Here is a 12,634-nt window from a genome sequence, read left to right on the forward strand (position 1 = left end):
GCCACCCGGCACAATGCAGGCGAAGGGGCCCACCCGGGTGTGGACCACCCCAGTGGCACAGCCAGCACAGCCAGCATGAGAAGGCGAGTCGGGAAAACCGTGACGACGTCCATCGAAGGCAGGATCGCCGAGGAGCTCGGCGTACATGAGCGTCAGGTGAAGGCGGCGGTCGACTTGCTCGACGGCGGCTCGACCGTGCCGTTCATCGCGCGCTACCGCAAGGAAGCGACCGAGATGCTCGACGATGCGCAGCTGCGCACGCTCGAGGAACGGCTGCGGTATCTGCGGGAGCTCGAGGACCGCCGCACGGCGGTCCTCGACTCCGTGCGTGAGCAGGGCAAGCTCGACGCGGCCCTGGAGGCTCAGATCCGGGCGGCGGACACCAAGGCGCGGCTGGAGGACATCTACCTGCCGTTCAAGCCGAAGCGCCGGACCAAGGCCCAGATCGCGCGCGAGGCGGGTCTGGAACCGCTGGCCGAAGCGCTGCTCGGTGATCCCTCCGTGGACCCGCTCACCGCCGCCGCCGCGTTCGTGAACACCGAGAAGGGGGTCGCGGACGCCGCGGCGGCTCTGGACGGTGCCCGGGCGATCCTGACCGAGCGCTTCTCCGAGGACGCCGACCTCACCGGCGAGCTGCGCGAGCGCATGTGGACACGCGGCAGGCTCGTCGCGAAGGTCCGGGAGGGCAAGGAGGAGGCCGGCTCGAAGTTCGCGGACTACTTCGACTTCGCCGAGCCCTTCACCGCGCTGCCCTCGCACCGGGTCCTCGCGATGCTGCGGGGCGAGAAGGAGGACGTCCTCGATCTCGTACTGGAACCGGAGGAGCCGTCGGAGCAGCCCGGCCCCTCCTCCTACGAGAACATGATCGCCCGCCGTTTCGGTGTCGCGGACCGTGGGCGGCCCGGGGACAAGTGGCTCGGGGACACCGTGCGCTGGGCCTGGCGGACCCGGATCCTCGTGCACCTCGGGATCGACCTGCGGCTCCGGCTGCGCACGGCGGCCGAGGACGAGGCGGTACGCGTCTTCGCCTCGAACCTGCGCGACCTGCTGCTCGCAGCCCCCGCCGGGACGCGGGCGACCCTGGGTCTCGACCCCGGTTTCCGTACGGGGGTCAAGGTGGCCGTCGTGGACGCGACCGGCAAGGTCGTCGCCACGGACGTCATTCACCCGCATGTGCCCGCCAACCAGTGGGACCGTTCGCTGGCCACCCTGGAGCGCCTGGCCAGGGAGCACCACGTCGACCTGATCGCCATCGGCAACGGCACGGCGTCCCGGGAGACCGACAAGCTCGCGGGCGAACTGTGCGACCGGCACCCTGAGCTGAAGCTCACCAAGGTGATGGTCTCGGAAGCGGGTGCCTCCGTGTACTCGGCTTCGGCCTTCGCCTCGCAGGAACTCCCGGACATGGACGTGTCGTTGCGCGGCGCGGTCTCGATCGCACGCCGGCTCCAGGACCCGCTCGCCGAGCTCGTGAAGATCGACCCCAAGTCGATCGGTGTCGGGCAGTACCAGCACGACCTGTCCGAGGTGAAGCTGTCGCGCTCCCTGGACGCGGTGGTCGAGGACTGTGTGAACGGCGTCGGCGTGGACGTCAACACCGCTTCGGCCCCGCTTCTTTCGCGTGTCTCCGGCATCGGCTCGGGACTGGCCGAGAACATCGTGGCGCACCGGGACGCGAACGGCCCCTTCCGTTCCCGGCGGGCGCTCAAGGACGTGGCACGCCTCGGGCCGAAGGCGTACGAGCAGTGCGCGGGCTTCCTGCGGATCCGGGGCGGCGACGATCCGCTGGACGCGTCGAGCGTGCACCCGGAGGCCTATCCGGTGGTGCGGACGATGGTGAAGCGGACCGGCGGGGACGTCGCAGCGCTCATCGGCAACACCGACACCCTGCGTTCGCTGCGGCCCGAGGAGTTCGTCGACGAGAAGTTCGGCCTGCCGACCGTCACCGACATCATCAAGGAGCTGGAGAAGCCGGGCCGTGACCCCCGTCCGGCCTTCAGGACGGCCACCTTCAAGGAGGGCGTCGAGAAGCTCGGCGACCTGGCCGCGGGGATGGTGCTGGAGGGAGTCGTCACCAACGTGGCGGCGTTCGGCGCATTCGTGGACGTCGGCGTCCACCAGGACGGGCTCGTCCATGTGTCGGCGATGTCGCGGACGTTCGTGAAGGACCCCCGGGACGTCGTGAAGCCGGGTGACATCGTGAAGGTCAAGGTCATGGAGGTCGACATCCCGCGCAAGCGTGTCTCCCTGACCCTGCGGCTCGACGACGAGGCGACGCCGGGCCAGGGCGGCGGACAGGGTCCCAGGCGCGAGCGGGGCGGTCGGGGCGAACGCCCGCCGCGCCAGCGGCAGGGCCAGGGCGAGGCGCCGGAGGGCCAGGGCGGCCGTGACCGGCGTGGCGGCAACGCGGGAGGCTCGCGGGGCGCCAATGCCGGTGGCTCCCGCGGAGGTGCGGGCGGACCTCGTGGCGGCAACGCGGGTGGCTCGGCACGACAGGGTGCCGCGCCTGCGAACAGCGCGATGGCCGACGCCCTGCGGCGTGCGGGTCTGACGGGCCCCGAGGGCGGCGGCCGGAAGCGCTGACGCGTGCGGGTCTGACCGGCCCCGAGGGCGGCGGCCGGAAGCGCTGACGGCAGGGAGTAGGGCCGAACCATCACCCCGCAAACGCGTAGCGCCCGAAGCATTGACATGCTCAGGACGCGGCGCCACTCTGATGCCAACCGGATGCAACCGGTTGCATTCCGCCGACGGAGAGGACTTCCGATGGCCCCTGGACCCCGGCGTCCGGCCCTGCCGTTCCCGGTGCGCGCAGCCCCCTGATGTCCGATCCGCTCGGCAACCGGTTGCAGAACTCAACGACAGCCCGGTCGGCAGGGATGCGGGCGGGGCGGACAGGGTGATGCGCCCCGTGGCCATGACCATCCGTGACGTCGCCCAGGCCGCAGGGGTCCATGTCTCCACCGCGTCGCGCGCCCTGACGGCCTCCCCTCTCGTGAAGAAGGAGACCAGGGAGCGGGTTCTCGCCGCCGCCGAGGAGCTGGGCTACCGGCCCAACGAGTCCGCGCGGGCACTGACGACCGGCCGCACCCGGAACCTCGGGCTGATCGTCTCGGACATCGCCAACCCCTTCTTCCCTCCGCTCATCAAGGCGGCGCAGGCCTACGCACGGGTGCGCGGATACCAGGTCTTCGTGGCCGACACCGACGAGGACGTCCGGGTCGAGGAGGAGCTGATCCAGACGCTCGCCCGCCAGGTGGACGGGGTGATCCTGGTCAGCCCGCGGCTGTCGGACGACGTGGTGGCCCGGCTGGGCGGGGAGCTGCCCTTCGTCCTGGTCAACCGCCAGATCACAGGGCTGTCCGCCGTGCTGATGGATGTGGCCCACGGTGCCGCACTGGCGGTGGATCACCTGGCCGGGCTGGGGCACGGGCATCTGGCTCTCGTCTGCGGTCCGCGCGGCTCGTGGACCAGTGCGCAGATGCGCCGGGCCGCCGGGAAGGCGGCATCGGACGCGGGCATCCGGCTCGACGTGCTCGGCCCCAACGCGCCGACGGAACAGGGCGGCATCGCGGCGACGGCCGAGGTGCTCAGGACCGGCGCCACAGGCGTGATCGGCTACAACGACCTGGTCGCCATCGGCCTCATCGAAGGTCTGGACGACCGCGGGGTGCGGGTCCCGGGCGACATCAGCGTGATCGGCGTGGACGACACCGTGGCCGGGCGGCTGAACCGGCCACGGCTCACCACGATCGCGATGCCCACGGCTCCGGCCGGCCGCACGGCGATCGACCTGCTGATCCAGGCACTGGAGAGCGCGGAGCCCGATCCCGCCACCGCACAGAGCACGCTGGCGACCTCACTGGTCGTCAGGGACTCGACCGCGTCCCCGGATCAGTCGGCCGACTGATCCTTCGGCTCAACTTATTGACCGCTCCAAGTGCGTGTCGTACCGTCACCGCTGTTCGCATACACGAACTTGGTTCACCCTACTGAATCTTGTTCCGTGGCCGGGTACCGGCCTTCACCACCGCACCAAACCCCGACAGGTGCCTGCGGAGGACGCCGCAGGCGGTGAAAGGAATAGCCAGTGCGCACTGAGAATCAGCACGTCAGAAGGCGTGGCGGCCGTGCTGCCGCCACCCTTGTCGCCGTGGTTTCACTGCTCGCGGCGGGCCTCACGGCCCTCTTCGCGACCGGCTCGGCCTCGGCAGCGCCCGCCGCAGGCTCGTACAGACTGGCGAACGCTGCCAGCGGTCTGTGTCTGGAGGTCCCGGGCTCCGGCACCTCCGCGGGCACCCAGCTCGCCCAGAACGCCTGCACCGGAGCCGCGAACCAGACCTGGAAGCTGACCGCGTCGGGCAGCGGCTACACCCTGGCCGCCGCGCACAGCGCCAAGTGCGCGGGTGTGCGGGACGCGTCCACCAGCGCCGGCAAGGCCGTGGAGCAGCAGAACTGCGCCGGTTCGGCCACGCAGGTGTGGACCCTGACGTCGGTCAGCGGCAACACCTACCGGGTCGTCAACAGCAACGGCGGCAAGTGCCTGAACGTCAAGGACAGTTCGTCCGCCTCCGGCGCCCTGGTGCAGCAGAACTCCTGCGACTCGGTGACCAGCAAGAACTGGACCTTCAGTGCGTCGGGCACCGTCCCCACGGACCCGCCGACCGAGCCCACCGACCCGCCCACCGAGCCGACGGACCCGCCCACGGACCGGCCTTCGTGGCCGACCGCCAACGGCAGCCAGGCGGTCTCCTCGACCATCGAGGTCTCGGGCACGTACGACGGTGGCATGAAGCGCCTGTACGGCAGCGGTGACCTGGGCAGCGGTGGCCAGGACGAGGACCAGCCCCCGATCATCAAGCTGGCGGACGGCGCCACGCTGCAGAACGTCATCCTCGGGGCTCCGGCCGCCGACGGTGTGCACTGCGCGGGCACCTGCACGATCAAGAACGTCTGGTGGGAGGACGTGGGCGAGGACGCCGCGACCTTCCGCGGCGGCTCCTCCTCGACGGTCCGCACGATCGACGGCGGTGGCGCGAAGCTGGCCGACGACAAGGTGTTCCAGCACAACGGCGTCGGCACCCTGGTCGTGAAGAACTTCCAGGTCGACGACTTCGGCAAGCTGGTCCGTTCCTGCGGCAACTGCTCCACGCAGAACGCCCGTCACATCCAGCTGCAGAACATCTGGGCGACCGCCCCCGGGACCAGCCTGGTCGGCATCAACACCAACTACGGTGACACGGCCCGGATATCGGACGTCACGATCTACGAGGACGAAGACCGTGACATGAAGATCTGCACCAAGTACAAGGGCACGACGAGCGGTGAGCCGAGTGAGATCGGCTCGGGTGCGGACGGCACCAACTGCATCTACTCCGCGTCCGAGATCACCTACGTCGACTGAGGCGCCGGGGGTCCGTCCGGGCCCGTCCCTCCCTGCCGGGAGGGGCGGGCCCTTTCCCGCTCAGGCGGCCTCGGTGACCTTGCCGTCGACGACCTCGATGCGGCGTGTGGTGCGGACCGCCTCCAGCATCCGCCGGTCGTGCGTCACCAGCAGCAGCGTCCCGGTGTACGCCTCCAGCGCCGACTCCAGCTGTTCGATGGCCGGCAGGTCGAGGTGGTTGGTCGGCTCGTCCAGGACCAGCAGGTTGACTCCCCTGCCCTGGAGCAGGGCGAGCCCGGCGCGGGTGCGCTCGCCGGGCGAGAGAGTGGTCGCGGGCCGCAGCACATGAGCCGCGCGCAGCCCGAACTTGGCCAGCAGCGTGCGCACCTCGGCGGGCTCGGTGTCGGGGACTGCGGCGCAGAAGGCGTCCAGCAGGCTCTCCGTGCCGTGGAACAGCTTGCGCGCCTGGTCCACCTCACCCACCACGACGCCCGATCCGAGCGAGGCGTGGCCGGTGTCCAGCGGCAGCCTGCCGAGCAGGGCGGCGAGCAGGGTGGACTTGCCCGCACCGTTGGCGCCGGTGATGGCGACCCGGTCGGCCCAGTCGATCTGCAGGGTGGCCGGGCCGAACGAGAAGCCGCCCCGGACGACCGCGGCGTCGCGCAGGGTGGCCACCACGGAGCCGGAGCGCGGTGCGGAGGCGATCTCCATCCGCAGGTCCCACTCCTTGCGGGGTTCCTCGACGACGTCGAGGCGCTCGATCATGCGCTGCGTCTGCTTGGCCTTGGCGGCCTGCTTCTCGCTGGCCTCGCTGCGGAACTTGCGGCCGATCTTGTCGTTGTCGGTGGCCTTGCGGCGGGCGTTCTTGACGCCCTTGTCCATCCAGCCCCGCTGCATCTGGGCGCGCCCCTCCAGCGCGGAGCGCTTGTCGGCGTACTCCTCGAACTCCTCGCGGGCGTGCGTGCGCGCGCGCTCACGCTCCTCCAGGTAGGAGGCGTAGCCGCCGCCGTAGAGGTTGATCTGCTGCTGGGCGAGATCGAGCTCCAGGACCTTGGTGACCGTACGCATCAGGAACTCGCGGTCGTGGCTGACCACCACGGTGCCGGCCCGCAGCCCGGACACGAAACGCTCCAGACGCTCCAGGCCGTCGAGGTCCAGGTCGTTGGTGGGCTCGTCGAGCAGGAAGACGTCGTAGCGCGACAGCAGCAGCGAAGCCAGTCCGGCTCGCGCGGCCTGCCCGCCGGAGAGGGCGGTCATCGGGAGGTCGAGGCCGACCGTGAGTCCGAGGTCGGCCGCGATCTCCTCGGCCCGCTCGTCCAGGTCGGCGCCGCCGAGGGCGAGCCAGCGCTCCAGGGTCTCCGAGTAGGCGTCGTCGGCACCGGCTGTTCCCTCGACCAGGGCCTGGGTCGCGGCGTCCATCGCGGTCTGGGCCTCGGCGACCCCCGTGCGGCGGGCGAGGAATTCCCGTACGGACTCCCCTTCGCGGCGCTCGGGCTCCTGGGGGAGGTGGCCGACGGTGGCGGTGGGCGGGGAGAGCCGGAGCTCCCCCTCCTCGGGCCGGTCGAGTCCGGCGAGCAGGCGGAGCAGCGAGGATTTACCGGCGCCGTTGGCTCCCACGAGACCGATCACGTCTCCGGGCGCGACGACGAGGTCGAGTCCGGCGAAGAGGGTGCGGTCACCGTGTCCGGCGGCGAGTTCCTTGGCGACGAGGGTGGCAGTCATCAGGGTGCCGATCCTAACGAACGGGAGCGGCCGTCCCGCCCTCCGCACCCTGGTGCGACCATGGCCTGCCCGGCCGCCTGCGGGCACGGGGTCATGGCGGAGACAGGGGTGAGCACGGTGGCGGACGTGATCGTGGTGGGCGGTGGCATCAGCGGGCTGACCACGGCCCTGGTGCTGGCGGAGCGCGGGCTGCGGGTGCGGGTCTGGTCCCGGGACCCCGCCTCGGACACCACCTCGGCGGTGGCCGGCGCCCTGTGGTGGCCGTACCGGATCGAGCCCGAGGCCCTGGTCGGCGCGTGGTCGCTCGTATCCCTCCGGGTGTACGAGCGCATGGCCGCCGACCCTGTGCGGTCCGGCGTGCGGATGGTCGCCGGAGTGCACGGAGGTGAACGGCTGGCCGCGCTGGGGCCCTGGGCCCGGTCCCTGGAGGGGGCGACCGAGGTGGCCGAGGGGCTTCGTGTGACCCTCCCGCTGATCGACATGCCTGTCCATCTGCGCCGGCTGGAGGAGTTGCTGGCCGAGGCCGGGGGTGCGGTCGAGCGGCGTACGGTACGGAGCTTCGCCCAGGCGGCGGCCGAGGCGCCGGTGGTGGTCAACTGCACCGGTCTGGGCGCCCGCGAGCTGGTCCCGGACGCCAGGATGCGTCCGGTCAGGGGCCAGTTGGTGGTGGTGGAGAACCCGGGCATCGACGAGTGGTTCACCCAGGCTGATCCGGCGTCCAGCAGGACGACGTACTTCTTTCCGCAGCCGGGCGGGCTGGTGCTGGGCGGGACCGCCGAGGCCGGCGATCCGCGCACGGAGCCCGATCCCGGCACGGCCGAGGAGATCGTGGCGCGCTGCGCACGGGTGCGGCCGGAGATAGCCGGGGCCCGCGTCATCGGCCACCGGGTGGGGCTGCGGCCGGCCCGGGACACGGGGGTGCGCATCGAGGCGGAGGAGCTGCCGGGCGGCGCTCTGCTGGTGCACAACTACGGCCACGGAGGCGCCGGGGTGACGGTGGCCTGGGGCTGTGCGCGGGCCGCGGCCCGGCTGGTGAGCTGAACCGCGGGGTGCGAGCAGCCGGCCGCGGCCCGGCTCGTGGGCAGGGTCGCCGGCTACGGGTTGCGGGCCCGGCCCAGCTCGTGGGCCGGCCGCAGCGGCGGGCAGTCCTACGACTCGTCCTTGTGGCGCCGGTCGGTGGTGACCTCCGTCGTGCCGGGGCCGATCCGGATCTCGAAGTCCCCGTCGTACTTGGCATGCCCCTCGATGACCGCGGATTCGACGGCCTCCACACCGAACTCCCTGCGGACGATCATGGGGTCGTGCCGCAGGTCCCTCATCAGGGAGACGCACATCCCGATCATCACGATGGTGAACGGCGCGGCCACGAGGATGGTCAGGTTCTGCAGGCCCGCCAGCGCGTCGCCCTGGCCGTCGCCGACGAGCAGCATGACCGCCGCCACGGCGCCGGTGACGACACCCCAGAAGATCACGACCCACTTGGCGGGTTCGAGGACGCCCTTCTGGGAGAGCGTGCCCATCACGATCGAGGCGGCGTCGGCTCCGGAGACGAAGAAGATCCCGACCAGGACCATGACCAGGATGCTCATGACGGTGGCGATCGGAAACTCCTGCAGGACGCCGAAGAGCTGTGCCTCAGCGGTGTCCCCCACGTCCTTGAGCCGCCCCGCCTCCTCCAGCCTGATCGCCGACCCGCCGAAGACCGCGAACCAGACCAGGCTGACGGTGCTGGGGACCAGGATCACGCCACCGACGAACTGACGGATCGTGCGGCCCCGGCTGATCCGGGCGATGAACATGCCGACGAAGGGCGTCCAGGAGATCCACCACGCCCAGTAGAAGACCGTCCAGCTGGCCAGCCAGTCGGCCACTTCGCCCTTCCCTGTGGCCTCGGTGCGGCCGGCGAGCTGGGCGAGGTCACCGAAGTACGCGGCGATCGAGGTGGGCAACAGGTCGAGCACGATGATGGTGGGGCCCGCGATGAAGACGAAGACCACCAGGATCAGGGCGAGCACCATGTTGATGTTGGACAGCCACTGGATGCCCCTCTCGACGCCGGAGACGGCGGAGACGACGAAGGCGACCGTCAGCACCGCGATGATCGCGACCAGAAGGCCCGTGCCGGTCTTCTCCATCCAGTTGAGCTCCTGGAAACCGCTGCCGATCTGGAGCGCGCCGAGGCCGAGCGAGGCCGCGGAGCCGAAGAGCGTCGCGAAGATCGCGAGGATGTCGATGATCCGGCCGGGGGTTCCGTTCGCGCGCTTCTCACCGATGAGCGGGACGAAGACGGAGCTGATCGTCTGCCGCCTGCGCCGGCGATAGGCGCTGTACGCGATGGCGAGCCCGACGACGGCATAGATCGCCCAGGGGTGCAGCGTCCAGTGGAAGAGGGTGGTGGCCATCGCCGTCTGCATCGCCTCGGCCGCGTCCGCGGGCCGGGTCCCCGGCGGCGGATCGACGAAGTGGGCCAGCGGCTCACTCACGCCGTAGAACATCAGGCCGATTCCCATGCCCGCGCTGAACATCATCGCGACCCAGGAGACCGTACGGAATTCGGGTTCCTCGCCCTCCTGCCCCAGCGAGATGTTGCCGTAGCGGCTGATCGCGAGCCAGAGGGCGAAGACCACGAAGCCGGACGCCGCCAGCATGAAGGCCCAACCGCCGTTGTGGATGAGGCCGTTGAGCAGCTTGTTGGAGACGGTCTCCAGCGAACCGGTGGCCGTGGAGCCCCAGACCACGAAGGCGACGGTGAGCACCGCCGTGACGCCGAAGACCACCCGGTCGGTCGTAGGGCGCCGGCCGTGGGGCGGCTCGGCGGGTAGATCGGCCGTGACCGGGAGATAGTCCCCCCGCCCGCCCGGACCCTGCTCGTCTTGTGACACAGATGGCACCTTTCACCCTTGCGAAATTTCGCTCTCCGTAGGCAGTACCACACAGTGGGTGCATCCCCCGGGACCAACAAGCGGATGCACCTTGACCGTTTATGACCCGGTATGACACGAACCTTCGGCTGATCTCCCGGAGTGCCGCCCGGACCAGGCGGTTAGGCTGACGGCGTTCGTGCCGAACCCGCCGGTTCGTGCGTGCCGAACCCGCCAGTTCAAGCCGTTCCCCGCCGGGGCGCGCGTGTACGAGGAGCGACTCTTGCCCGACCCGACCTCCGATCCGCAGCGTGACGCCCGGCCGACCCTGGAGGCGGTGGCGGCCCGGGCCGGCGTGTCCCGGGCCACGGCGTCCCGCGTCGTCAACGGCGGGGCGGGCGTGCGCCGGCCCCTGGTGGAACGGGTGCGCGAGGCGGTGGACGAGCTCGGCTACATCCCGAACCACGCGGCGCGGACCCTGGTGACCCGGCGCAACGGCGCGGTGGCCGTGATCATCGACGAGCCGGAGTTCAGGATCTTCTCCGACCCGTTCTTTTCGCGCCAGATCCGGGGGATCAGCCGCGAGCTCAACGCGCACGACGCGCAGCTCGTCCTGCTCCTGGTCGAGGGCAGCGGTGACTTCGACCGCGTCACCCGCTATCTGGCCGGTGGCCACGTGGACGGCGTACTGGCCTTCTCACTGCACACCGACGACGAACTTCCCGCCATCATCCGGCGGTTCCGGGTGCCCACGGTGTACGGGGGCCGCCCGGAGCACACCGCGTCATCCGCCGAGGACACGCCACAGGTTCCGTACGTCGACTGCGACAACCGAGGCGGCGCCCGCGAGGCCGTGCGCCATCTCGTCTCGCTCGGCCGGCGGCGCATCGCGCACATCGCCGGCCCGCGCGACCAGACCTCGGCGCTCGACCGGATCGACGGTTATCACGACGCACTCCCGGACGCGGGGCCCGAGCTGATCGCCGACGGCGACTTCACCGCGGAGGGCGGGGCCCGGGCGATGGCGGAGCTGCTGGCCGCCCACCCCGATCTGGACGCGGTCTTCGTGTCCAACGACATGATGGCGTCAGGAGCCCTGCGAGTGCTGCGGGAGCGCGGCGTGCGGGTTCCGGAGGACGTCGCGGTGGTGGGCTTCGACGACATGGAATCCGTGGCGGAGGCCACGGAACCGCCGCTGACCACGGTCCGCCAGGACGTGGAGGGCATGGGGCGCTTGATGGTGCGGCTCCTGATGGAGCGGCTGAACAGCGACACCGGCGCCTGGCCCGAGTCGGTGATCACGCCGACGGAACTGATCCGCCGGGAGTCGGCCTGAGCCCTCGAGCACCGTTCGCGCGCCCGGCGCCCGGGTGATCACCCCGGCTGTAGGGAGCCCCGGCCCGGCCGCCCTCCCCCTGCCCGCCAGGCCGCCCGCGCCGACCGGGCCCGAGGCAGATAGCGCAGCCGCTCCGGGAGCACCGGTACGACGCGCCGCACCACTGCGCCGAAGCGCCGCAGGCGCCGCTCCTGCTCCGGGGTCCAGTCCAGCCCGATGGCCGCACGGGCGTCGGGGGGCATCAGCCCTACGGTTATGAAGCTCCGGAACCGCGCCAGCGGCGGAAGCAGGACCGGCCACAGCACCCGCAGGAGCAGTCGCAGCGGCAGCGGGCCCCGGTCGGGAGGCGGCACGGGCACGTCGGCCGCGACCAGTTCCCGTACGACGAGGGTCGCCTCCACCTCCTCGGCCAGCATCTTTCGGTAGTACGGCCAGAACTCCTCGATCGTCTGCGGCATGTCCCGGTCATTGATGCCCAGGACCCGGCCGACCTGGAGCCACTCGCGGTAGAGGGCTCGCTCCTGGCCCTCGGTGAGCGGGCGGACCAGATAGCGGGAGGCGTGCCGGTAGACAGGGAAACCGGTGGCGTGCACCCACGCGTAGTTCGCCGGGGTGAGGGCGTGGTAGCGGCGGCCACGCGTGTCGGTGCCCTGGATGGCGCGGTGCAGCTTCCTGAGCCTGCGCCCTTCCTCGGCCGCGGCCTCACCGCCGTACACCCAGAGCTGGAGCGAGCTGAGGGACCTCTCCCCGCGCCCCCACGGGTCCGTGCGGAAGACCGAGTGGTCGTCGACGCCCGCCCCGACCGCCGGATGGGCGACCTGGAGGGTGAGAGCGGCGGGCAGCATCAGCAGACCGCGGACGTCACCCGCCAGGCTCCACAGGACGCCGCCGGGCGGGGGCGGTACGGGTTCGCCTGCACTGGTCATGCGGGTGCTCCCAGGGGGCGGCGGGTGCTCGGCCCGTGCCGGGCCCGTGTGTGTTCCAGTATGCGATCGCGAGCGTGCCGGCGACGCGCGGGGGCGGCGGGCCCTCCCGTGAAGGTCACCGTGCGCGGCGACGGTCCCGCGCACCGGAGCCGGTGCCGGGGTCGGGGTCGGGCACGGAAGCCGGAGCGGTTCTCGGCACCCGTGCCCACGACGGGGTGGGCGACCCGGAGCAGCAGAAGGTCACCCTTGCGCATGTTCATGCGGGCTCCCTGCCTCGAATCTGTGCCAGCAGTGTTGACGCACCCCATGAAACAAGTCAATAGTATTTGTAACTTTGACTCTCGGAGCAAGAGGGGCCGTCACATGCCGTGTCCGACAAGCGGGTTCAACGCCGAGGGCTCCACGGCAC

At 71.1% G+C, this 12,634-nt stretch carries 8 protein-coding genes; 5 read left to right on the plus strand and 3 right to left on the minus strand.

Annotated features, from left to right (window positions below; genetic code table 11):
* The first annotated feature begins 99 nt into the window (after positions 1-99).
* The 3 genes from ABZY45_RS16560 to ABZY45_RS16570 all read left to right on the plus strand — a co-directional run bounded on the left by ABZY45_RS16560 (position 100) and on the right by ABZY45_RS16570 (position 5,401).
* On the plus strand, positions 100-2,583 hold the full coding sequence (locus tag ABZY45_RS16560) for a Tex family protein (RefSeq protein ID WP_356740514.1): 2,484 nt from the start codon (positions 100-102) through the stop codon (positions 2,581-2,583).
* Between the two features lie 331 nt (positions 2,584-2,914).
* The gene (locus tag ABZY45_RS16565; RefSeq protein ID WP_356741071.1) at positions 2,915-3,907 is read left to right on the plus strand and encodes a LacI family DNA-binding transcriptional regulator; all 993 of its coding nucleotides are present in this window, start codon (positions 2,915-2,917) and stop codon (positions 3,905-3,907) included.
* Positions 3,908-4,150: 243 nt separating this feature from the next.
* Positions 4,151-5,401, plus strand: a complete 1,251-nt coding sequence (locus tag ABZY45_RS16570; protein ID WP_356740516.1) for a pectate lyase — start codon at positions 4,151-4,153, stop codon at positions 5,399-5,401.
* Between the two features lie 60 nt (positions 5,402-5,461).
* On the opposite strand, the gene ABZY45_RS16575 is transcribed toward ABZY45_RS16570, so the two are convergent.
* Positions 5,462-7,102 (minus strand): ABC-F family ATP-binding cassette domain-containing protein, encoded by a 1,641-nt coding sequence (locus ABZY45_RS16575; protein WP_356740518.1) that lies wholly within the window; start codon positions 7,100-7,102, stop codon positions 5,462-5,464.
* A gap of 108 nt (positions 7,103-7,210) precedes the next feature.
* Here ABZY45_RS16575 and ABZY45_RS16580 point away from each other — a divergent pair, with 108 nt between their 5' ends.
* On the plus strand, positions 7,211-8,143 hold the full coding sequence (locus ABZY45_RS16580; protein WP_356740520.1) for an FAD-dependent oxidoreductase: 933 nt from the start codon (positions 7,211-7,213) through the stop codon (positions 8,141-8,143).
* A gap of 107 nt (positions 8,144-8,250) precedes the next feature.
* On the opposite strand, the gene ABZY45_RS16585 is transcribed toward ABZY45_RS16580, so the two are convergent.
* A complete protein-coding gene (locus tag ABZY45_RS16585) occupies positions 8,251-9,984 on the minus strand; it encodes a BCCT family transporter (protein ID WP_356740522.1) in 1,734 nt (577 codons plus the stop codon).
* A 262-nt stretch (positions 9,985-10,246) separates the two neighbouring features.
* Between ABZY45_RS16585 and ABZY45_RS16590 the strand changes: the two genes are divergently transcribed.
* Positions 10,247-11,299 carry a LacI family DNA-binding transcriptional regulator gene (locus tag ABZY45_RS16590; RefSeq protein ID WP_356740524.1) on the plus strand — a complete coding sequence of 351 codons (1,053 nt, stop codon included), beginning with the start codon at positions 10,247-10,249 and terminating at the stop codon, positions 11,297-11,299.
* 38 nt (positions 11,300-11,337) lie between these two features.
* On the opposite strand, the gene ABZY45_RS16595 is transcribed toward ABZY45_RS16590, so the two are convergent.
* Entirely contained in the window at positions 11,338-12,225 is an 888-nt protein-coding gene (locus ABZY45_RS16595) for an oxygenase MpaB family protein (RefSeq protein ID WP_356740525.1), read from the minus strand.
* Positions 12,226-12,634: the final 409 nt, after the last annotated feature.

Origin of the sequence: Streptomyces sp. NPDC006516 (genome assembly GCF_040611875.1) — a bacterium.
Classification (GTDB): Bacteria; Actinomycetota; Actinomycetes; order Streptomycetales; family Streptomycetaceae; genus Streptomyces.

What these genes read in the sequence shown, in the direction of transcription:
- ABZY45_RS16565 (WP_356741071.1), top strand. Translation starts at nt 2,915, where the DNA reads ATGACCATCCGTGACGTCGCCCAGGCCGCAGGGGTCCATGTCTCCACC.
- ABZY45_RS16575 (WP_356740518.1), bottom strand. Translation starts at nt 7,102, where the DNA reads ATGACTGCCACCCTCGTCGCCAAGGAACTCGCCGCCGGACACGGTGAC.
- ABZY45_RS16595 (WP_356740525.1), bottom strand. Translation starts at nt 12,225, where the DNA reads ATGACCAGTGCAGGCGAACCCGTACCGCCCCCGCCCGGCGGCGTCCTG.